Genomic DNA, 22,983 nt, shown 5'->3' on the forward strand with positions numbered 1-22,983 from the left:
GAGCTTTTCATTGAGCTGCTTGGTAAGAGTCGCCACAAAGGCATCATACTAGGCTCCGAAAACCTCACGTTTTCTCTCGGCCACAATCTTGACCTTGTTTGCTTCGGTCTCCTCGCGGTTAAAGGTGCTGATACACTTAAGTATCACATAGCCGTCTGCTGTCTCTATAATTTCGCTCGTCTGATCGGTTCCGAGATTAAAGGCCGCTGTCTCAAATTCAGTATCTTTTTCGCCTTTGCCAAAAGAGATCGTGCCTTCATCCGCTTCGTTGTACTGGGCCATTAGTTCCTCAAAGCTTCCGCCGTTTAACAGGTTCTTGAAAACCTCTCTGCATCTTCTGTAAGCAGCATCCTTCTCACCATCGCTAAAGGGAACTTTGTTTCCTTCACTATCCAGGGAATAGGTCTTTATCAGGATCTGCTCAACGGTTATGGTTCTGGCCTCATCATCCGAGATTTCGGGATTGATGTCTCTTATGATGTAATCATAGAGTTTATCTGCTATTGCCTGCTCTCTTATAATGCCCTCAATATCTTCATAGGTAACGCCGTTCATAGCCTCTTTATTAGCATCGGAGAGCTGGTCAAAGTACTCCTGTGCTGCTGCCGAAACGAGCTGTTCTTCGGACTCATCAAGTGTGATCTCATTCTCCCTTGCCAGAAGATTCATCACCTTTATCTGGGCAATCTTGGCAAGGACAGACTCTTTTAACCTCTCCTCTACTGTGCCTGAATCTGTCTGGGCCATCCAGATGTCTTTTCCGAAGGTATTCTCATAACCCGACTGAGTTCCTACAAGGTAGACATACGCCTCAGCCAAAGAGCAGGTTGAATCCTCGATCCTAAAGACTTCGTCCTTCTCAAAGCCGGTGGTAAATACCACCTTGTTATAGGGGAGGGAAGCCGAGCATCCTGAAAGTATTAGCATTAGCAAAAGAGCTGCTGCCGTTAGTCTTTTTTTCATGATTCAAGTGCCTTTATTATGCTGCGGGCAACAGAGAGTCCGTTGGCGCTGGCCTGCTGAAGTCCTCTTGTAACGCCTGCACCGTCTCCGATAGCCCTGAGCCCCTTAATGCTGGTCTCAAAGTCCTTGTTTACGATAACCTTGTTGGAGTAGAACTTAACCTCTACGCCGTAGAGCAGTGTCTCATCAGAAGCAATACCCGGAGTTACCTTATCGAGCGCCTGTATCATCTCATCGAGGTCAACCATGATCCTGTGAGGGAATACCAGCGAAAGATCGCCGGGAACAGCATCCTTAAGTGTAGGTATAAGATTGTTTCTGCAAAGCCTCTCCTCAGTGGTTCTTCTGCCGCGCTTGAAATCGCCGTAGGTCTGAACCAGGATTTTGCCTCCGCATAGCATGTTTGAGAGCTCTGCTATCTTCTTGCCGTACTCAATAGGTGTCTTGAAAGGCTTGGTAAAGTTCTTGGACACCAGGAGTGCAAAGTTTGTATTGTTTGTCTTAAACTCTTTTCCCTTATATGCGTGGCCGTTTACAACAGCAAGTCCGCCCTCGTAATATTCAGTTGCAACTTCGCCAGAAGGATTTGTGCAGAAGGTTCTTACCTTGTCGTCAAAGGTAGGTGTGTGGTAGATGAGCTTAGCCTCGTAGAGGTTTTCGTTAAGGAACTGCATTACCTCATCCCTGACTTCTACTCTTACACCCACATCAACAGTTCCGGGACTTGTCTCAATGCCGATCTCCTCGCACTTGTCCTTAAACCAGTCGGCTCCTTCACGTCCAACGGCGCTGACAATCTCTTTTGCAGCAAATGTATCGCCCTTGTCGGTGATAATAGCTGTGGCTCTTCCATCCTCGACAACGATGTCTGTCACCATAGTGTTAAACTCGATATCTACGCCCTGCTTCAGGATATGCTCCTGAAGTCTTGAGTAGATCTTGTAGCCCTCCTCTGTTCCGAGGTGTCTGATAGGGCACTCAACAAGCTTAAGGTTCGCTCCGATAGCTTTTCTTCTGATCTCGCGAAGCTCTGCTTCCTTGTCGATACCGTAGACATTCTTGTCTGCGCCAAACTTAAGATAGATCTCATCCGACTCGTGGATGAGCTCTGTGGCCTTGTCATAACCGAGGATCTCGGGAAGATTTCCTCCTACATCGGGTGAAAGAGAGAGCTTGCCGTCTGAAAATGCTCCGGCTCCAGCAAAACCTGTTGTGATGGAGCAGGGCTTACAGCCTGCACAGGTCTTTGTCACACGCTTGGGACAATTTCTTTTCTCTATCGAACGGCCCTTCTCAACTATGAGAACCTTAAGGTCAGGCCTTTTCTCCATAAGTTCGTAGGCACAGAAGATTCCGCCGGGGCCTGCGCCGATAATTACTACATCATAATTCTTAGTCATAAATACTCCTTTTTTGATTCCTGGTGCTCTCTATCACTTTTCTTACCTCATCTCTGGCATTTGAAAAAGCCAGGGCGATGTTGGGGTCAAAGTGTGTTCCGGAGCCCTCCAATATTATATCCATGGACTCATCAATTGAAAATGCCTTTTTGTAACACCTGTCTGAAGCCAGTGCGTCAAAGACATCCGCAACCGCCATTATCCTTGCAGAGAGAGGAATATCCTCTCCGGAAAGTCCCATCGGATAGCCTTTGCCGTCCCATCTCTCGTGATGGTACAGCGCCAGATTCCTTGCTTCCTTGAGGTAGTCGGATTCAGGAACCTTTTCAATAACCTGATCTATTATATCAGCTCCTGCAAGAGTGTGATCCTTCATCTTCTTGTACTCTTCATCATCGAGCCTTGAAGGCTTATTGAGGATCCTGTCGGAGACCTTGATCTTGCCGATATCATGAAGAGGTGCGGATTTTATGACATCTGACACAAATTTATCCGTCAGTTTGTCACAATATATGCCTTCCTTCTTGAGCTCGTCCATAATGATACCGGTGTAACGGGCAGTCTTTTTAACATGCTCGCCGGTGTTCTGGTCTCTACTCTCAACCATGTCGGCAAGAACCATGATCAGCGCATTTTGCATGATACTGATGGTCTCGTTTTTGTGCTTTATGTCTTCCAGATAGTTCAGGTTGTCTTCTGTCATCTCAGAGAACGCCAGATAGAGGTTCTCTGTTTCATCACCGGTTTCGATGTCGATCTTGTTAAAGAGCTCAACCGTGTCACGAAGAGACTCATCCCTGTCCTGCGTAAAGATCGAAGCCGTATATGCCATGGTGTTCAGCGGAAGGATCATCTGGTACTCAACAAAGTACAGACTCACAGCAAGGATAAGAGCAAAGACGCCGAAGAAAAGAGAGATTATCCTGACTCTGAAACTCCTTGCCTGCATCATGATCTGGTGCATGGAAATGTCGACACCTGCATGGGCAGCGACTTTCCCGGCAGAATCCATTACGGGCTCAAACACTGTAAGGACCCAGCCAAACTTGTCATTGACAACTATAGGCTCAACCTCTTCTGCCTCAGAAAGACCTGTCCTGTACTCTCCGATTGTCTCTTTAAATCCCACTACGTCTCCGGGTTCTCCTCCGGGTACATCTTCTGTATCAATGTCGAACACAACATGACAGCCATCTTCCATTATCTTGTAGACATAGACATACTGAACTATGTCATCGGAAGTTGTAAGTATCTCCTCAAGCTCTTTATATATCTCGTTGTAGCCTTCTGCTGACTCGCCCTTTTCAATGAACTCATCTATACGATCTCCGTCGACGAAGGAGGCAGCTCTTTTGGCAATGACCTCTGCAAGCTCTGTCTCTCTGTCCACAAGACTGTTGTAGTAGATGTAGTAGCTGATGGCCATGGCTGATGCGCCGATAAGGAACGATGCCACGGTGATCAGGGATACAAGCTTTAGCCTTAAGGACATCTGTCTGCTCTTCTTTTTGTGGAACTCTTTTACAATTTCAGAAGTAAGAGGTGCCTGCTTCCAGGCGTGGATATGAAAGCGGCTCTTGAATTTGGCAGGCAGGATCTGCACTATTATAAGGGCAAAAGACACACTGATAACCTTATCAACGAGGTCAATAAGAAAGTCTGCTATAAGCTCTGATGTAAAGGCTGAAAATATCCCAAGATTATGGATGGATGCAACCAGGCCTGAGGAAGTATCCTCCGCTCCAAAGCCGTAGAGATACCAGGTGATAAGCGCGCCTAACACGCCACCGATGATCGCATCAATGACGATCATGGAAATTATGCCCTGTATCTTTTTGGTCCAGTCGCGATCGTAGAAAAACGCAGTGACAATTGCCACAGAAACATTTAAAGCTCCATAAGAAATGGCCATGGGGTCTGATGTTAGGGTTGTCAGAACCGGTCCCATAAGGCCCACGATTATGCCCGGTATATATCCGCCAAGCATCGCAGCTATCATTGTACCGATAAGATCAAGGTACAAGGGAAGCCCTAAGCTGTTACATATAAGTGCTCCGCCGCTGTTTATAAGAATACACACTATGATCAGGGCAAGCATGGTAATAAACTTTTCAAACCCTGACCTTGTTTCCTGTTTTCTGATTATATCCAAAGTGTTCCTCCCCTGACCTGTCGCGCAAAACCGGTCGCCTTTAATTATACCAAATTTAGCGCTTTTTTACTATGGTACAAGGGCAGATCAGATGTCCCTCAAACAGCCAATATTTATACATTTTTTATATTATATGCGATATAATTTTAGTACGGCACATCGATTACTTTTTGATGAATAATTGACTTGCTTAATTTTATATATTCAACAGGAGCATGAACAATGAAGAAAAGATTCTTTTGCCTGGCACTTAGCTGTATAATGGCAGCGATTGCGATCATTCTTTTCCCTATGCAGGCTATGGCCAGTGGGTTTGATCCCGTCTACTACGCCGAGAGATACCCGGATGTGGCAGCAGCTGTAGGAACAAGCCAGTCGGCTCTGATAAATCATTATCTGACCTTCGGGATCGGTGAGGGAAGATTTCAGAACGCTGCGGAGGAAGCAGCCGGAACCCCGCTTAATACCTATATTGACGTCAACCTCACAACCCAGCATGTAACCTATATTCTGGACGGCACACCCGTCTGGGAAAGCGACTGTGTATCCGGAGATGTCAGTAAACAAAGGAGCACTCCCACCGGAGTTTTCGCAGTATATGGCCACGTCGCCGGAACCTATCTGACCGGTCCTACCTGGCACAACTGGGTTGACTACTGGATGCCCTTTTCAAGAGGCGGCTGCGGACTGCATGACGCCACCTGGAGGCGCAAGTTCGGAGGAAACATCTATAAGACCAACGGCTCACACGGATGCGTAAATCTGCCACACGACAAGGCAGAGGAGCTCTTTAATATGGTCACCGTCGGAACTGTCGTAATAGTTCATAAAGATGAATGAGTCGAAGTGAAACGTCCCCGTTGTCTCATAATGAGACACTGGGGACGTTTCAGTTTGACTCATTTTATTAAAATATATCAAGAAAAGTGATTAATTTCACCATGATGTAATTGTACATAATTGTGCTATGATAATATCCATCAGCTAAATTGATTAAAATTTACACTTTTAACATAATATATATCAAATTTAACCCGATATATTTAATGCTGCAGGTGAAAATAAATCAAGATTTAGCAAATGAATGACAGAAAGAGGAGCACAGTTATGAAGAATGTTGAGAAGTACCAGCGTCAGTATTTTATGCCACCCAAGCCTACTTTTGACTGGGTTAAGAAGGACTATCTGGATCACCCACCCATTTGGTGCAGCGTAGATCTTCGTGATGGTAACCAGGCCCTTATAGAGCCCATGAGCCTTGATGAGAAGCTTGAGTTCTTTACCATGCTGGTTAACCTTGGTTTTAAAGAGATCGAGATCGGCTTCCCGGCAGCTTCAGAGACTGAGTTTGAATTTGCAAGAACTCTTATAGAGAAGAACATGATCCCTGACGATGTTACGGTTCAGGTTCTCACCCAGGCAAGAGAGCACATTATCAAAAGAACTTTTGAAGCCGTTAAGGGTGCTCCAAAAGCCATCATCCATCTTTACAATTCAACATCCGTAGCTCAGCGTGAGCAGGTGTTCAAAAAGAGTAAGGAAGAAGTTAAGAAGATCGCGGTAGAGGGAGCTAAACTCCTTGATAAGCTGGCAAAGGAAACCAACGGCAATTTCTCTTTTGAATACTCACCAGAGAGCTTCCCGGGCACAGAAGTAGACTATGCGGTTGAAGTCTGCAACGCTGTCCTTGATGTTTGGAAGCCAACCAAGAAGAACAAAGTCATCATCAACATCCCTACAACCGTTGAGATCGCAATGCCTCACGTATTTGCAACTCAGGTTGAATACATAAGCAAGAACTTAAAGCACCGCGAGGCAGTAACACTCTCACTTCACCCTCACAATGACAGAGGATCGGGCGTGAGCGATGCAGAGCTTGGATGCCTTGCAGGAGCTGACAGAATCGAGGGTACACTCTTTGGAAACGGCGAGAGAACCGGAAATGTTGATATCGTTACACTTGCCATCAACATGTACTCACACGGCGTAGATCCGGGACTTGATTTCTCACATATCATGGAAGTGGGCGAGACCTACGAGAGACTTACAAGAATGCGCATCTACGAGAGACAGCCCTATGCAGGACAGCTGGTATTTACAGCTTTCTCAGGCTCACACCAGGATGCTATTTCAAAGGGCTTCTCCTGGCATGATCAGAAGAAGGACAAGGGAATCTGGTCAGTACCTTATCTTCCCGTTGACCCCAAGGACCTTGGAAGAGAGTACGACGGAGACGTTATCAGGATCAACAGCCAGTCCGGAAAGGGCGGCGTAAGCTACATCCTCAAGACCAACTACGGCATGATGGTTCCAAAGGAAATGCAGGCAGACATCAGCTACACCATCAAGGATATCTCAGACAGAGAGCATGCTGAGCTTTCACCTGCAAGAATCTATCAGATATTTGAGGATAAATACGTACACAACGACAATGTATTCAGGATTCCTGAAGTACACTTTAAGCAGATAGACGGTATTCTTGCTGAGGTTACAATCTCTCACGCAGACAAGGATCACATCGTAGAGGCTAACGGAAACGGACGTCTCGATGCTGTAAGTAATGCCATCAAGCAGTACTTCAACATCAGCTACGAGCTCTCAACCTACGAAGAGCACGCTCTTTCAAGAGGTTCATCCTCAAAGGCCTGCTCCTACGTTGGAATTACCTACAACGGCCAGAAGTACTGGGGCGTAGGAATTGACGAGGATATCATCAAGTCATCAATCGGAGCTTTGGTAATTGCAGTAAACCAGATTGATGCAGTAAGAAGCATCAAGAACAGCAAGGACGAGAGGATCAACTCCATCATCAACTACATTCAGGAGAACTACCTGACAGTAACTCTGGATGATCTCTCAAGCCAGTTCTATCTTTCAAAGCCATACCTCTCCAAGTACATCAAGGAGAAGTCAGGCATGACCTTTGGAGAGAACGTAAAGAGAATAAGACTCAACAAGGCCAGCACACTCCTTAGGAACGGAAACATGAAGGTTGAGAAGGTTGCTGAGGCAGCAGGCTATCAGAACGTTGAGCACTTCAACAGGCTCTTTAAGAAAAAATACGGAATGACTCCTGTACAGTACAGAAGTAGCAGTAGATAAAATTAAAGGAATAAATGAGCAGAGACAGCGGGGATTTTATTATTCCCTACTGTCTCTGTTTTATTTTTATTCAAGGTTTTTGTCATATTCCAGGATATCTCCCGGCTGACAGTCAAGGACTTCACAGATGGCCTCCAGGGTTGAAAAGCGCACGGCGCTTATCTTTCCGGTCTTTATCTTGGAGAGATTAACGTTGCTGACACCGACCTTTTCAGAGAGCTCGTTAAGGCTCATCTTGCGATCTGCCATCACACGATCCAGTCTAAGTACTATTTTACCCATAAGCGCCTCCTTAAAGTGTCTCGTCAGACTCTGTCTGAAGAACTGCACCATACTTAAATACATATGCAAGTCCGAAGAGGAGCAGGATCACGATAACAGTTGGGATATCGATGTTAAAGCCTGTTCTGATGTTGCTTGTAAATGCTGTAGCCATAAAGCTCTCAAATGCGCCGCCTAAAACGCACCAGGGAATCAGTACCCATGCACAGTTCTTCATGCCCTTTATGATGCCTTCCTCAAAAGGTGAATTGCAGGTTTCCAGTGACTTGCAGAGCCTGCCTACGTAGCAGAAAAGAAGTGCGTTGATTGCCATAAATACTGCTGCCACGAAGCATATTGCTGCTATTCTGCCACTTGTAATGGTTGCTCCGTCACCCTGAAGCTCAAAAGTAGCTATCTTGCCATTCTGGTCAAAGGTCACATCTTCGAAAGAATAGTTGATTCCGTTGATTGATGTAGAACCCTGTGGAAGGTTACCGGATTCAGCGTCTTTACTTGCTGATGTAAGTGAGCCGATCATCTTGGAATCCAGGTTAACGGTGAGTGTTGCTTCATCATTCATCTTAAATACGAAATCTTCCTTGGGAATTGTAAGGAACATTATTCCGCTCACTATCATTGCTACGCATCCGATCTCAAGAGCGATCATTGCTATCTTGCTGAGGATCCTTCCTGCCTTACCGATGCTGTTTATCTTGCTGATTGCATTTTCCTTGTTCATTTCATTTCCTCCTGATGTTGTGTTATATACTGTGATTTGCTGTTTTGTTATTTTGCTGTTTTATATCTCTGTCCCGGGGTTAACGAAAACATTTAATTTTTAATGTTTATCGTTAAATACATATTACAATCCATTTTATCCTTTGTCAATTATTTTTTAATGTTTATCGTTAATTTTTATATATTATGCGAAAAAATGGTTCCTTGCCCCGTCCCCAGGGGCCAAAAATGAACCACTGACTCCGTCCCCAGGGCTCATTTTGGAGGGCCAAATAGCATGGATTACATGCGTCACATCACATAGCATCACATGACATAATATATTGCTGTGTTGGTATGAATCGATTTTTTTATTGCATCACAGAAATTGTCCTATGAAAAATTAGTTGGAAATTACAAACTCTTTTGAAAGCCATGGCATTAAAAATTTGATGCCTAACTCTTTTCCTACATACCATTGCCCGGCCTGTTGGTGTCGTGTGATGTAGTTCTGGGCAAATATAATCTTCTGACCGATGGAAGCATTTTGGAATTTCCAACTATTTTTCATATAGAAGTAAGTTGTGGGGCGGTCGGAATTACGTTTCCAACCATCGTTTAAAGAATCAGCTACTTGTGACGTAAAAATGAGCCCTTGACTCCGTCCCCGGGGATCAAAAATGAGCCCTTGACTCCGTCCCTAGGGCTCAAAAAAAGAAAGCCTCAAAAGATGAGGCTTTCTGCGATCTCCTTCAGTTCGGATTTCCGGTCTGAGAGGAGCAAAAGTTTATTGTATTCGTAGTACGCATCGTTTCCGGTTTCCCTGACGAACTTGAGGCTGTGATAAGCGCTTGAGAGCTCTGTGAGAAAGATGACCATCTCCTGGCTGCCGGTCAGGGACTCCTTATCTCCGAAAGTCTCCTCCAGGAACCTGAAGCTGTTAGTGAGGTGCTCTCCTGTCACTCTGATGTTCTCCTGGCGGACATTTTCTCTCTTGGTAAACCAGTTCTTCGAAAGCACAAAGGCGCTTGTAACCTCAGGGGTAGGTCCCATGTTGGAGGTCAGGTATGATACAAGGTCTTCCAGGGCGCTTATGGCCAGTGCCCTTATGCGCTCATCCTCGTGGCTGACCATTCCGGCTTCTCTGTCATTATCAAGCTTAAGCTCCATGACTCCGATGCGGTCCTTATACCATCTGTTTGCGTTTGCCTTTTTGGACTCCTCATCCTCTGAGAAAGCACCAAACTCTTTGATAGTATCAAACAAAATCTTCTGAACTGCCTGCTCCTTGCCATAGCTCCTGAATTCCTCCATGAGTCTGTCTGTAAGAAGGCCTATGATACTGAGTTTTTCGTCAAAAGAGCCTTTCCTGATGCTCTCTTTATCCTCAGGAAATCTTCCTTCCAGAATCTCCGGAATCTTGTAGAGCTCATTGTAGCGCTGGTACAGCTCATAGTAAGTTGCAAAATCCCTTGCGATCTCTTTGTTCTGAAGATACTGGGCTGTAAGGTTCTCATCAATCGGGATTCCAAGTTTTTCGCTGACCTTCATGGTCCTCGAAAGGTCTTCCCAGCCACGGGCGGTAACAAAGCTCCTTCCCTCAAGATCCGTCTTTATGCTGTAGAAATTGTCCTTCTTGATCTCGAGATAAGCCATGATGGCTCCGTGGACCGAAGCCTTGTAAGCATAGTCCTTCCAGGCATCGAAATCCTCTTCGATATTGATCTGCCTTACACGGTCCAACGTAACTATATCGAAGTCCCTTACGGACTTGTTGTACTGAGGCGGATTTCCGGCGGTCACGATAACAAAGCCGTCAGGAAGCCTGTGACTTCCAAAGGTCTTATACTGCAGGAACTGGAGCATGGTGGGCGCAAGTGTCTCGGATACGCAGTTTATCTCATCCAGGAAAAGAATTCCCTCCTGCACTCCACTCTTTTCAATCTGCTCATACACAGCGCCTATTATCTCACTCATGGTGTACTCGGTAACGGAATACATCTTTCCTCCAAACTCCTTCTCAGAGATCATGGGAAGTCCGATGGCACTCTGCCTGGTGTGATGAGTTATGGTATACGCCACAAGATTCACCGAAAGCTCGTGAGCGATCTGCTCCATGATGGCAGTCTTACCGATTCCGGGAGGCCCCATCAAAAGGATGGGCCTTTGCCTCTCAACCGGTATCTCGTACTGCCCGGCTTCGTCCTTTTGAAGATAGACCCTGACTGCGTTCTTAACTTCTTCTTTTGCCTGATTTATATTCATGTCTTTCCCTTCTTCTATCTGTCTTTTATGTCAAAAGATCTTTTCATACGTACAGTTTATACGCCCAGTCCGGAACGTTTTCATCATCATAATCCGAATCTTCCACAAACACGAAAGCTGTATCGTACCCGGTCGGTGTCTCCGGAAATGTTCCGTAGCCATCGGTAAAATAGATGAGGCCCTTCAGATTTTCAAAGTCCCCGTTTTTCCTAAGCTCTTCAACCTTCTCGAACACAGGCCTGAAATCCGTTCCATAGCCGCCTTCAACATGTATGCCTTCGGAATATTTCTTCATATCATCGACAGAAGTTATATTCTCGATTCTCTGCACCTGATCGTCACATTCTATGATAACTATTTTTATCCTCTGAAAAAAGCTGTCTCCTGTCAGCAAAAGAGCTGCTGTCTCATTCAAAAACTGCTGGACTGTTGTCTCCTTGCAGGAAGCGGAGGTGTCTATGGCAATGACCAGCTCCTGTATCTTCTTGACCTCCCTGAACTCATTCTCCTCGATAAGAGGCATATTGCCATAGTGGTCAAGGCCAAAAGAGTACATTCCGTAATCGAAGCTGTCCATGTCGATTCCGCCTTCTTCCCTCAGCACCTTAAAGCGCCGCAAAAACTCTCTGTAATCCGTGCGGGAGGTATTTTCAAACTTAAGTACCCAGTCCAGCTTTCCAAGCCTGTCGCTTGCATTTTTCCCTATGGTCTCTATCTCAGTCTGAAGGCGCTTTGCTTCCTTATCCCAGTCCTTTTCTTTTCTCTCTATCTGCTTAAGACGTCTGGGGTTAATGTACTTTTCTTTTTTAGGTGTATTATCCTGAGTATCATCAGGCTTACCCTCAGGCGAGTCCATATCGTCATCCAAAGGCGGTTTATCTTTTTCCTGATCAGGCTCATCTTCCGAAAGGCGCAGCCAGAAGCTATGGTCGTCAAGCTTAAACTCCCTCTCTAATTTCTCATATTCCCTCTCTTCAAGTTCGTGCGCAGGATCAGAGAAGTACCGGTAGAGTTTTTGTACAGTGAGGACCTTTAGCTCTTTTTCCAAAAGAGCATACCACCTGTCGCGATAGTCTGATGTCACCCGATAAATGCACTGATAATCAAGGCTATCCAGGATCGACTCCACCACGATGTCGGCGCAGAGATCATAGAGCCGCACATCCTCATAAGTTTTTGAGTAATACATATGCTTAAATATGCAGTGAAGCAGCATGTGGACATAGGTCCTGTTGAGCTTGCCCGGCTCCTCCACAAAGAGCCTTAGCACGTAAGTCGGATTAAACCTGATGTTTACTGCATCCGTGCCAATACTTGTGGTGGAAAGATCCATCTCATAGCCAAGGCTTGATAGGCTTGATGCCATGAATCGCATATCTATATAAAGTTCTGTTCTTGAGGCTCCGAGGACGCTTTTCCCTGTCTGTTCAAGGTTTTCCCGAAGACTTACATCTCTATCTGCCATTTTTATACCGTTTTTAAGACTTTTTGGTGTTATAATAAGCTCCTATGCATTATAATACTATATATTCGATGAGAATTAATCAAAAGAAATGGGGATTATTATGGGCTATAGTTTTGTTGTATTTGCAGATGGCTGTGCAAATCTTCCGCAGGAAATGCTTGAGGGGATCAAACTGATTCCTGATGAATACTTAATGGAGGATGTACCACAGGTTTATCTTGGAGATGTAGATCATTTTGATGGCAAGTCGTTTTATGATCAGCTTCGCTCCGGCAAGGTTGCAAAAACATCTCTTTTAAACACTCACCTCTTTGAGACACATTTTCGTCCCGAGCTCGAGCAGGGAAACGATATCATTTATGTTTCCATGAGCTCAGGCATCAGCGGAACCTACAACGCTGCCAAGATTGCAGCAGATGAACTTATGGAGGAGTTCCCGGGACGTTTTATCCATATCGTTGATTCACACGGCTGTGGTTTTGGAAACGGTCTGCTCGCTGTTAAGGCAGCTGCACTTGCCAAAGACGGTGTCGATGTAAAAGAGGCTGCAGCAATTGTGGATGATGCTGTACCTCACACCTGTCAGTACTTCACTGTCGATGATCTTAACTTCCTTAAGAGAACCGGCCGTGTAAGCGGTGTTGCAGCAAGTATCGGTACTGTTCTCAACATCAAGCCTATTCTCTACGGAGACAGCACAGGTCACATCGTAACCTGCGGTAAAGTAAGAGGAAGAAGCCAGGCAATCAGTGCTCTGGTCAAGAAATTCAAAGAAAAGGTAATGGATACTCCGGATCAGCATATCTGCATCTCCCACGGCGACTGCCTTGAGGATGCCAGGACACTTGAGAAGATGGTAAAAGAGATTGTTCCGAATGTTCCAATCACTATCGCTATGCACGAGCCCTTCTCCGGCTCACACGTTGGTCCCGGAATGCTCGGACTGTTCTTCTACGGTAAAGAAAGATAAAAAAGTGAGTCAGTGGGGACGGTTCTCTTGGGGAGTCAGTGGGGACGGTTCTCTTTGACTCGTTTTGCAAAGCAAAATGAGTCAAAGAGAACCGTCCCCACTGACTCCCCAAGAGAACCGTCCCCACTGACTCACTTTTCTTACATCAATCCTCTGACAATGATCACAAGTATCATTATCGGCAATACAAATCTAAGATAAGGTCTAAGTGCCCTTGGCATTCTTAAGCCCTCTCCGTCGTTGACTTCCTGACGGAAATTATCAAATCCCCAACCAAAGCTGAATACGCAGAATATTACAAAGATAAGTGATCCGATAGGGAGCATCAGATTACTTACGATAAAGTCCTCAAAATCAAGAACATTTCCTTTGCCAAAGAAATTTATGCCGCTCCATTTGTTGAATCCAAGGACGCATGGAAGGCTGGCAAATATCATGAAGATGCAATTGAAAACAATTGCTTTCCATCTGTCAATTCCAAAGTTATCGGTAATGCATGCAACCAGGTTTTCGAAAACAGCCGTTACGGTTGAGAAGCTTGCAAAAGACATAAACACAAAGAACAGTGTTCCCCAGACCATACCAAGTGGCATTCCGATGAAAATGTTTGGCAGAGTCACAAATATAAGTGACGGTCCCTGCTCAGGTGCAACTCCAAAGCTAAAGCATGCAGGGAAAATGATGATACCTGACACTATGGCAACCAAGGTGTCAAGGATAGCGATCCTTCCTGCCTCTCCCAGAAGTGTCTTTTCCTTGGACATATAACTTCCGAAGATTTCTATTGAGCCCATACCAACGCTCAAGGTGAAGAACGCCTGATTCATAGCTGCTGTTATCACGTTCTTAATTCCAACCTGCCTTGCCTGTTCAAAATCAGGAAGAAGGAAGAACTTCATTCCCTGTGCTGCTCCGCTGAGGGTAAGGCTGTTTCCCGCAAGAACGAAAATCAGTACAAGGAGTCCTAACATCATGACCTTGTTTACCTTCTCAAGACCGCCCTGAACACCGAATGACAATACAAGAAATCCCAGAATAATGGTTATCATTGTAAAGATTCCCATCTCAATAGGGCTATTAAGCAGGTTATCAAATACCTGTGAAACCTCTCCCTCACCAAGATCCCTGAAATCCCCTATCATGAACTTGTAGCAGTAATTCATCATCCAGCCGGAAACTGTGGTGTAGTACATCATCAGAAGATAACATCCAATCATTGATGTCCATCCGTGGATGTGCCATTTACTGCCCTTTCTTTCAAGCTTTTTGTACGCGCCTACAAGTGTCCTTCCACTGGCTCTTCCTATGGCGAGCTCCATTGACATAACGGGAATTCCCATGATGAGAAGGAACAGGAGGTAGAACATTACAAACACTCCTCCGCCGTTTTCTCCCGCAACATACGGAAACTTCCAGACATTTCCGATTCCTATCGCACAGCCTGCACTAACAAGCAAAAATCCAAGTCTTGAGCCGAAGCCCTCACGCTGTTTATTTTCCATAAAAAAATCCAATCTTTCTAATGTAAAATTTAAAACTCAAATACGTCCGGCGCTGCACCGGCTTTATCTTTTGCTGACTCCATAAGAACCGCTGACAAAAGAGCCATCTTCTTATCAGCAGTCACTTTGATCGCCTTATCAACGCTATCCCCATCGAGCAATGAACTGCTGCCCGGAGAATTCTTTTTATAGGTCAAAAGAGCTTTTATCACCTCTACAGTCTCCGGCTCGCTCTCAGCCATCTCCACAAGCCGTAGCAATATAGACTTAGAGTTCTTACTGATATAACTCTCGTACATGTCCCTGAAGTTCTCAGAAAGCTCTACCGGGTACAACAGTCTTCCGATGGCAATATCCTCGGAAACCGCGTTACCATCAATAAGCGCCTTCTCAAAGAGCCTGTCATAGCCGCGGTAATCCATAGAGCGTCTGTCTACGCACTCCCTGTAAAACATCCCCGAACCTGCTATCGAGAACTGAATGGTCCTGGCCATTGTATTCTCGTTAAAGTCGTAGACATACCCAGGGAACGTAAGAAGCGCTTTTTCTCCATCAGGGAGAGTCAGCATAAAGCGTAGATTACCATCATAATCCGCAAGGAAGTTTCTGACAACCTCGAACCACCCACGGTTTAAAACGATCTCAATGTCTTTTAAGCTGTCGCACTGCCTGCAGACTCCGTCGTAGTAATCATCGATGCTGTCATACAGAGAAATCTTTTTTAAATTTCTGCAGTTATGAAACGCAAATCCGTAAAGAGTCCTTATGCTCTCGGGTAGTAAAACACTGACAAGGTCACTTCTTCCGGAAAAAGAGTGATTGCCGATAGCCTCAACACTGATCCCGTCAATTTCCTTGGGAACATTAAGATGGGCTACGCTTCCCTCGTAGCCCGTAATCTCTATATACTTATGTTCATCTTTTTTATCAGACTTAATCTCATACGTGAACATACAGATTTAACCTATCTTCTTAACAAGTCTGCCAAGGGCGTTATTCTTGACCTTCATAGCACCTACCGGGCAGAACTCCTGACAGCAGAAGCACTTGATGCACTTACTTCTGTCTATCTGCGGAACCTTGCCGTTCTTGCCGTTTTTATTCTCTGCATTAACCATAGTTATTGCAGAAGCAGGGCAGGTCTCAAAGCACTTCTTGCAACCTATGCACTCATTCTTTTTAACCTGAGGCTTGGAACTGAACGCAATCTTAACGGCAAATGCCTTAACAGCATTAAATGCCCCGTTTCCCTCAAAGGTAATGCTCTGGTGCTCGGTAGCTCTTTTAAAATCAGCAACCCTCACATCAGGCAGCTTTATATCGCCAAGCACTTCCACCTCGTTTATATCCTTGGGCCCAAGGCCTCTCTCATAGGCAGCTCCTATGGTTGCCACATCATTCATAGTCATTCCGATGATGTCGGCGCAGACCATATCAAGAGCATAAGGCCTCTTAGACGAGAGCAGAACTCCTACATGTCTCTTTTCCCCGGCTGTAGGGCCGTTGCCCTCCATACCGTCGATTCCGTCAACAATATAGAGCGCAGGTTTAAAGAACTCGTTGAGGTCCACCATTACATTGGCAAAGGCCTTCTCCACAGGAAATCTCATGTGGTACTCAGGCTTGGTGGTTCCGGGTATCGTACCGAACATGTTCTTGACGGCGCAGCTCATGCCCATCATTGCATGGGTCTTGAGTTTGGAGATATTGATTATCGCATCGCACTCATCAAGCCAGCCGGTATAGATGAAGTTCTTGATGGAAACAGCATCTGGAAACTCCGCATCCTTAACAGTAAAGTCATCGTTGAGTTTAACCTTGTCACTCTCCAGCTCAAGAAGTCCGCAGTTCTTATAAACGCCTTTCAAAAACGCTGATGTATACAGGCCTCCGGGGCTGTCACCAATAACAACCGATGCTCCTTTTTCTGTTAACATATCACACACTACTTTGATCAATATCGGGTGTGTTGTAACAGCCTTTTCAGGTGCCATTCCGGTGACAAGATTGGCCTTGATGCCAACCTTCATGCCTTCCCTGACAAAATCAAGCCCATGAATAAAAGAAAGGCTCTTTTCAAGAGCCTTTCTAACTTCACTGTATTCATATGTCTCACACTTAAGTAGTGATACCGGTTCAAAACTACCCATTTATACAGCTCCAATCATTTCAAATCAGCTCAATAATATCATGACTGATTTTGCTCTTCTACAATATGCAATCCACAGTATATCTCACGGAGCTTAGGTTTGTCTATCTTTCCGGTAGCATTTCTTATAACATTTGCAAAAATAATCTTACGAGGTCTCTTGTACCTTGGAAGATCGAGGCAGAACTCCTCGACCTCATCCTCGGTTAAGGTCATACCCTCTTTTACCTGAATAATAGCTGCTGCTATCTCACCAAGACGCTGGTCGCGAAGGCCGATAACTGCTGCATCGTGGATCTTGTTATTCTTCATCAGGAAGCTCTCGATCTGTACAGGATACAGGTTCTCACCTCCGGAGATGATAACGTCTTTCTTACGGTCAACAAGGAAGATGAAGCCGTCCTCATCCTGACGGGCCATATCACCGGTAAAGAGCCAGCCGTCCTTAAGTATCTCAGCTGTAGCCTCAGGGTTCTTGTAATACTCAACCATGACTCCGGGGCCCTTAACGCAGAGCTCACCGATCTCGCCTTTCTCAACGATATTTCCGTCCTCGTCGACGATCTTGGTCTTCCAGCCATATCCGGGAATACCGATGGCGCCTACCTTGTGGACGTTCTCCATACCAAGGTGTACGCAGCCGGGACCTGTGGACTCTGAAAGTCCGTAGTTTGTATCGTACTTGTGATCAGGGAAGTACTCAAGCCAGTGGCGAACCAGTGATGGCGGAATCGGCTGAGCTCCGATGTGCATCAGTCTCCACTGTTTGAGCCTGTAATCTTCCATCTTGAGCTTACCTGAATCCAGAGCTGCCAGGATATCCTGCGCCCACGGAACGAGGAGCCAAACGATGGTACATCTCTCCTCAGATACAGCTCTGAAAATAGCCTCAGGTGAATTACCCTTCAAAAGGACTGCTCTTGAGCCTGTGTATAATGAACCAAACCAGTGCATCTTGGCACCTGTGTGATACAGAGGAGGGATGCAAAGGAAATTATCTGCATGAGTAGTCTCATGGTGCATGGCTTCCATCTTGGCTGACTGCATAAGAGCAGTGTGGATGTGAAGGATAGCCTTAGGGAAACCTGTTGTTCCCGATGAGAAATAGATAGCTGCATCATCTTTGTCCTCAACCAGGATCTTGGGAGCCTGTGATGAAGCGTTAGATGCATATCTGTAATAGTCATCTGCATATGAAGGACACTGATCTCCCACGAAAAGAAGAAGCATCTCTTTTTTAAGCTTCTGGGCAATATCCTCGATACGGCCGATAAACTCAGGTCCGTAGAATAAAACATCCGAGTCCGAAGCCTTGAGACAGTAATCAATCTCTTCCGAATCAAAACGGAAATTGAGAGGAACAGCCACTGCTCCGGCCTTTAGCACACCGAAGTAAATAGGCAGCCACTCAAGACAGTTCATAAGAAGGATCGCGCACTTCTGGCCCTTCTTGATACCTCTCTCGATAAGCATGTTGGCAACTCTGTTTGCCTTCTCGTCAAAAACTGACCAGGTGATCTGTCTTCTATAGTAAGCTGTGGAAGTGGGCTGAATGAGTTCATACTCTCTCCAGGTAACCCTCTGCTCTTCCTTGATCTCAGGATTGATCTCAACAAGAGCAACCTCTTCCCCATAGAGCTTACTGTTTCGTTCAAGTAAATCTGTGATTGGCATTTTGTAAAACCCCCTAAAAAATAGCTCGTACACTAATGTGCTTTAAAGCACTAAAGTTGAGTATACATTTTTTTTGGAAAAAAATCAAATAGTTACTCATTTCCGGTTTGACCTTTTTTCATTAATTATGTATACTTTACTTTAGTGCTTTAAAGCACGGATATGAAGGTAGGAGGTTTATGTAATGAACAATAATGAGAACAAGCAGCTCATGCTGGGCAATAAGGCTGTTGCCCGGGGTCTTTACGAGGCCGGAGTCTGCTTTATTTCCAGCTATCCCGGAACTCCCAGTACAGAGGTTACTGAGGAAGCTGCTAAATATGACGAAATCTACTGTGAGTGGGCTCCCAATGAGAAGGTTGCCATGGAGTCAGCATTCGGCGCATCCCTTGCAGGCCGCAGAAGCTTCTGCGCACAGAAGCACGTTGGTCTCAACGTTGCAGCAGATCCTCTTTATACAATGTCCTACACCGGTGTAAATGCCGGAATGGTCATCGTTGTTGCAGATGATGCAGGAATGCACTCATCACAGAACGAGCAGGATTCAAGACATCATGCCATCGCTGCCAAGGTTCCCATGATCGAGCCTTCAGATTCAGCTGAGGCTCTTGAGTTTACAAAGCTCGCCTACGAAATTTCAGAGAAATTCGATACTCCGGTACTTCTTAAGATGTGTACAAGAGTTGCACACTCCCAGTCCCTTGTAGAGACAGGTGACAGAAATGTTCCGGATTTCCCATATGAAAAGAATATCGGCAAATACGTTATGATGCCCGGTAATGCCAAGAAGCGCCATCCAATCGTTGAGGAGCGCACCCAGAAGCTTATCGAGTACGCTGAGAACTGCCCACTTAACCGCGTTGAGATGGGCGGCACCGAGATCGGTATCATCACCGGCTCAACCTCTTATCAGTATGTAAAAGAGGTATTTGGTGACAGCGTATCAGTTCTTAAACTTGGTATGACCAATCCTCTTCCCAATCAGCTCATCAAGGACTTTGCAGCCAAGGTTGACAAGCTCTTTGTTGTTGAGGAGCTTGATCCGATCATCGAGAATCACGTCAAGGCCCTTGGTCTTTCGGTTACAGGAAAAGACCTTCTTCCTGTATGCGATGAGTTCTCCCAGAACCTCATTGCAAAGGCCTTCGGAAAAGACACAAATGACTCCTTTGCACTTGAGGATGCAATTCCAAACAGACCTCCTGTTATGTGCGCAGGATGTCCTCACAGAGGTCTTTTCTACACTCTTAAAAAGAATAACTGCACTGTACTTGGTGATATCGGATGCTACACACTTGGAGCAGTTCCTCCGCTTGGCGCCATCGAGATGACACTTTGCATGGGTGCTTCAATCGGTGCTGTTCACGGCTTTAACAAGGTAAGAGGCGCTGAGAGCGAGAACAAGACCGTCGCTGTTATCGGTGACTCAACCTTCATGCACTCAGGTATGACAGGACTTGCAAATGTAGCTTACAACCAGTCCAATTCAACAATCGTCATCGTAGATAACTCAATCACAGGTATGACAGGACATCAGCAGAACCCTACAACAGGCTACAACATTAAGGGCGATCCTGCCGGCAAGATCGATCTTGAGGCCCTTTGCAGAGCTATGGGCTTTGAGAGAGTCAGAGTTGTTGACCCTTATAACCTTGATCAGTGTGACAAGGTCCTTAAAGAGGAACTTGCAGCAGCTGCTCCTTCAGTTATCATTTCAAGACGTCCCTGCGCTCTTCTTAAGTACGTTAAGCACAATCCACCTCTTAGCATCAACAGAGATAAGTGCGTTGGCTGTAAGAGCTGCATGAAGATCGGATGTCCCGCCATCTCCATGAAGGATGGCAAGGCAACCATCGACAATACTCTCTGCGTAGGATGTAATGTATGCAGTCAGCTTTGTCCTGTTGGGGCTTTTGAAGGAATTAAGGAGGACAAATAAAATGGAAACAAAGAATATAATGATTGTGGGCGTTGGCGGACAGGGCTCACTTCTTGCAAGTAAACTCCTTGGACATCTCTTAATGAGCCAGGGCTATGACGTAAAGGTTTCAGAAGTACACGGAATGAGCCAGAGAGGCGGATCCGTTGTCACATATGTAAGATACGGCGACAAGGTCTTTTCCCCTGTAATCGACAAGGGCGAGGCAGACTACATCGTATCATTTGAGATTCTGGAGGCTGCAAGATGGCTTCCCTTCCTTAAGAAGGACGGTCAGATCGTGACCAACACCCAGCAGATAGATCCTATGCCTGTCATCACAGGAGCAGCAGAGTATCCGTCTGACCTGGTAAAAAAGCTTAAGGAGTCCGGTGCCAAAGTTGATGCCCTCGACTGCCTCTCTCTCGCAGAAGAGGCCGGCTCAGCAAAGGCAGTAAACATCGTTCTTCTCGGAAGACTCTCCCACTACTTCGATCTTCCTGAAGAAGCATGGATGAAGTCTCTTGAAGCAAATGTACCCGAGAAATTCCTGGAAATGAACAAGAAAGCATTCCAGCTTGGCAAAAATCAGTAATTCTTTTAATTGGGAGGAGTATCTTATGGAGCATTATTATCAACCCGAGATTGAATGTGCCCCTTATGAGGAAATAAGGAAGATTCAATCAGAAAAGCTTATAAAACAGGTAAAGCACGTATGGGACAATGTCCCTTACTACCGCAAAAAGATGGAAGAAAAAGGAGTTACACCTGACGACATCAAATCTGTTGATGATCTTCATAAGCTTCCTTTCCTCTCCAAAGCAGATCTGCGTGAGACCTATCCCGACGGACTTCTTGCAGTTCCAAAGGACGACGTTGTCAGGATTCACTCAACATCAGGCACAACCGGTAAAAGAGTTGTTGCCTATTATACACAGAATGATATAGACCTCTGGGAGGATTGCTGCGCAAGAGCTATCATGGCTGCAGGCGGAACCAATGAGGATGTTGTTCAGGTTTCCTACGGCTATGGTCTGTTCACAGGTGGTGCCGGACTTCACGGTGGTTCACACAAGGTTGGAAGCCTTACAATCCCCATGAGTTCAGGTAATACCGACAGACAGATCATGTTTATAAAAGACCTTAACGCTACAATCCTGTGCTGTACACCAAGCTATGCTGCATATCTTGGCGAGCGTATGCAGGAGATGGGATACGGCCCCGATGATATTCCTCTTAAGGCAGGCATCTTTGGTGCTGAGGCCTGGAGCGAAGAAATGAGACAGAGCATCCAGAAGACCATGGGCATAAAAGCTTTTGATATCTACGGCCTTACAGAGCTCTCCGGTCCCGGAGTTGCCTTTGAATGTTCAGCTCAGCACGGTATGCACATCAATGAAGATCACTTTATTGCTGAGATAATCGATCCCGATACCGGCGAGGTGCTTCCTGAAGGCGAGCAGGGTGAACTTGTATTTACAGCTATCGACAAGGAAGCTTTCCCCATGATCCGTTATCGCACCAAGGATATCTGCAGACTTTCAAGAGAGAAATGCTCCTGCGGAAGAACCCATGTCAGAATGGCTAAGCCTATGGGAAGATCAGACGACATGCTCATCATCAGAGGTGTCAACGTATTCCCGAGCGAGATCGAGACTGTTCTTCTCAACAACGGTTATGCAGCTAACTACCAGATTGTTGTTGACCGTGTAAACAACACTGATACTCTTGATGTTCAGGTTGAGATGACACCTGAGATGTTCAATGATAATGTCGGTGAAGTTGAAGAGAGACAGAAGAAACTCATGGCTGACCTTAAGTCAATGCTCGGCATCAAGGCTAAGGTTTCACTTCTTGCTCCTAAGTCCATCGCAAGATCAGAGGGCAAGGCTGTCAGAGTTATAGATAAGAGAAAGATCTGATGATATAATTAATTCAGGAGGATAAGAGAATGAGCGTACAGCAGATTTCCGTTTTTCTTGAGAATAAACCCGGAACCCTGAAGAAAATGACAGGCGTTCTTGCTTCCCACGGCATCGACCTCAGAGCGACTTCCCTGGCAGAGACCAAGGACTTTGGAATTGCAAGACTTATTGTGGATGATGCTATTTCAGCGGTCAGCACTCTTAAGGAGCACGACTTCGTAGCAAGCCTTACACCGGTACTTGCCATCGAGATTCCCGATGAAGCCGGCGGACTTGATAAGCTCCTTGATAAGTTTACGGATGAGTCCGTAAATATTGAGTATATGTATGCTTTCCCGGGCGGCAAAAATACAGACAGAGCCTGCATGATCTTCCGTGTTGCAGACACCAAGGCAGCAGAAGCACGCCTTACAGGCGCAGGTGTCAAGGTTCTTACCCAGGAAGAGATTTCCAACATCTGACACTACAGTAATACCAAAGGGCCCCGTCTTTATGACGGAGCCCTTTTTCATTTTTT

General features: G+C 45.7%; 18 protein-coding genes. 7 read left to right on the plus strand and 11 right to left on the minus strand.

All coding sequences use genetic code 11. The annotated features are described in order from the left end of the window. Window positions 1–48 precede the first annotated feature (48 nt). The 3 genes from G589_RS19095 to G589_RS21005 are packed head-to-tail and all read right to left on the minus strand — an operon-like array spanning window position 49 to window position 4,515. The gene (locus G589_RS19095) at window positions 49–963 is read right to left on the minus strand and encodes a peptidylprolyl isomerase (RefSeq protein ID WP_242826426.1); all 915 of its coding nucleotides are present in this window, start codon (window positions 961–963) and stop codon (window positions 49–51) included. Beyond that, window positions 960–2,363 carry an NAD(P)/FAD-dependent oxidoreductase gene (locus tag G589_RS0106415; protein ID WP_026521505.1) on the minus strand — a complete coding sequence of 468 codons (1,404 nt, stop codon included), beginning with the start codon at window positions 2,361–2,363 and terminating at the stop codon, window positions 960–962. The genes G589_RS19095 and G589_RS0106415 overlap by 4 nt, the downstream gene beginning before the upstream one ends. Beyond that, window positions 2,356–4,515, minus strand: coding sequence for an HD domain-containing phosphohydrolase (locus G589_RS21005; protein ID WP_051192220.1), 2,160 nt, complete (start codon window positions 4,513–4,515; stop codon window positions 2,356–2,358). The genes G589_RS0106415 and G589_RS21005 overlap by 8 nt, the downstream gene beginning before the upstream one ends. A gap of 222 nt (window positions 4,516–4,737) precedes the next feature. Between G589_RS21005 and G589_RS0106425 the strand changes: the two genes are divergently transcribed. After that, window positions 4,738–5,355 carry a L,D-transpeptidase gene (locus G589_RS0106425; RefSeq protein WP_026521506.1) on the plus strand — a complete coding sequence of 206 codons (618 nt, stop codon included), beginning with the start codon at window positions 4,738–4,740 and terminating at the stop codon, window positions 5,353–5,355. A gap of 267 nt (window positions 5,356–5,622) precedes the next feature. Further along, a complete protein-coding gene (locus G589_RS0106430) occupies window positions 5,623–7,617 on the plus strand; it encodes a 2-isopropylmalate synthase (RefSeq protein ID WP_022768584.1) in 1,995 nt (664 codons plus the stop codon). Window positions 7,618–7,683: 66 nt separating this feature from the next. Here G589_RS0106430 and G589_RS0106435 read toward each other — a convergent pair whose 3' ends face one another. The 4 genes from G589_RS0106435 to G589_RS0106455 form a co-directional block, all read right to left on the minus strand. After that, window positions 7,684–7,899, minus strand: coding sequence for a helix-turn-helix domain-containing protein (locus G589_RS0106435; protein ID WP_026521507.1), 216 nt, complete (start codon window positions 7,897–7,899; stop codon window positions 7,684–7,686). A gap of 10 nt (window positions 7,900–7,909) precedes the next feature. Continuing rightward, window positions 7,910–8,620, minus strand: a complete 711-nt coding sequence (locus tag G589_RS0106440; RefSeq protein ID WP_026521508.1) for a hypothetical protein — start codon at window positions 8,618–8,620, stop codon at window positions 7,910–7,912. Window positions 8,621–9,321: 701 nt separating this feature from the next. Further along, entirely contained in the window at window positions 9,322–10,863 is a 1,542-nt protein-coding gene (locus G589_RS0106450; protein ID WP_026521509.1) for an ATP-binding protein, read from the minus strand. A 43-nt stretch (window positions 10,864–10,906) separates the two neighbouring features. Then, window positions 10,907–12,328 carry a vWA domain-containing protein gene (locus G589_RS0106455; protein WP_035775538.1) on the minus strand — a complete coding sequence of 474 codons (1,422 nt, stop codon included), beginning with the start codon at window positions 12,326–12,328 and terminating at the stop codon, window positions 10,907–10,909. A 100-nt stretch (window positions 12,329–12,428) separates the two neighbouring features. On the opposite strand from G589_RS0106455, the gene G589_RS0106460 reads away from it, so the two are divergent. Next, complete coding sequence (locus G589_RS0106460) at window positions 12,429–13,298, plus strand: DegV family protein (RefSeq protein WP_035775540.1); 870 nt, start codon at window positions 12,429–12,431, stop codon at window positions 13,296–13,298. A 140-nt stretch (window positions 13,299–13,438) separates the two neighbouring features. Here G589_RS0106460 and G589_RS0106465 read toward each other — a convergent pair whose 3' ends face one another. Genes G589_RS0106465 through G589_RS0106480 form a run of 4 tightly spaced genes read right to left on the minus strand, consistent with a single transcriptional unit; the run spans window position 13,439 to window position 18,623 of the window. Beyond that, window positions 13,439–14,800, minus strand: coding sequence for a sodium-dependent transporter (locus G589_RS0106465; RefSeq protein WP_026521512.1), 1,362 nt, complete (start codon window positions 14,798–14,800; stop codon window positions 13,439–13,441). 29 nt (window positions 14,801–14,829) lie between these two features. Continuing rightward, complete coding sequence (locus G589_RS19105; protein ID WP_051192221.1) at window positions 14,830–15,753, minus strand: leucine-rich repeat protein; 924 nt, start codon at window positions 15,751–15,753, stop codon at window positions 14,830–14,832. A gap of 6 nt (window positions 15,754–15,759) precedes the next feature. Beyond that, window positions 15,760–16,950 (minus strand): DUF362 domain-containing protein, encoded by a 1,191-nt coding sequence (locus tag G589_RS0106475; RefSeq protein ID WP_026521513.1) that lies wholly within the window; start codon window positions 16,948–16,950, stop codon window positions 15,760–15,762. 38 nt (window positions 16,951–16,988) lie between these two features. Then, window positions 16,989–18,623, minus strand: a complete 1,635-nt coding sequence (locus G589_RS0106480) for a class I adenylate-forming enzyme family protein (protein WP_022768592.1) — start codon at window positions 18,621–18,623, stop codon at window positions 16,989–16,991. Between the two features lie 184 nt (window positions 18,624–18,807). Here G589_RS0106480 and iorA point away from each other — a divergent pair, with 184 nt between their 5' ends. From iorA to G589_RS0106500, 4 genes are read left to right on the plus strand one after another with little or no spacing between them, the layout of a single operon-like run. After that, a complete protein-coding gene (gene iorA, locus G589_RS0106485) occupies window positions 18,808–20,562 on the plus strand; it encodes an indolepyruvate ferredoxin oxidoreductase subunit alpha (RefSeq protein WP_026521514.1) in 1,755 nt (584 codons plus the stop codon). Window position 20,563: 1 nt separating this feature from the next. Beyond that, window positions 20,564–21,136: an indolepyruvate oxidoreductase subunit beta gene (locus G589_RS0106490; RefSeq protein ID WP_022768594.1), complete on the plus strand. Its 573-nt coding sequence runs from the start codon at window positions 20,564–20,566 to the stop codon at window positions 21,134–21,136. 25 nt (window positions 21,137–21,161) lie between these two features. Then, window positions 21,162–22,463, plus strand: a complete 1,302-nt coding sequence (locus tag G589_RS0106495; RefSeq protein ID WP_026521515.1) for a phenylacetate--CoA ligase family protein — start codon at window positions 21,162–21,164, stop codon at window positions 22,461–22,463. A gap of 29 nt (window positions 22,464–22,492) precedes the next feature. Then, entirely contained in the window at window positions 22,493–22,927 is a 435-nt protein-coding gene (locus G589_RS0106500; protein ID WP_026521516.1) for an ACT domain-containing protein, read from the plus strand. Window positions 22,928–22,983 lie beyond the last annotated feature (56 nt).

It is taken from the genome of Butyrivibrio sp. VCB2001 (genome assembly GCF_000423965.1).
In the GTDB taxonomy this organism is placed as follows: domain Bacteria; phylum Bacillota; class Clostridia; order Lachnospirales; family Lachnospiraceae; genus Butyrivibrio.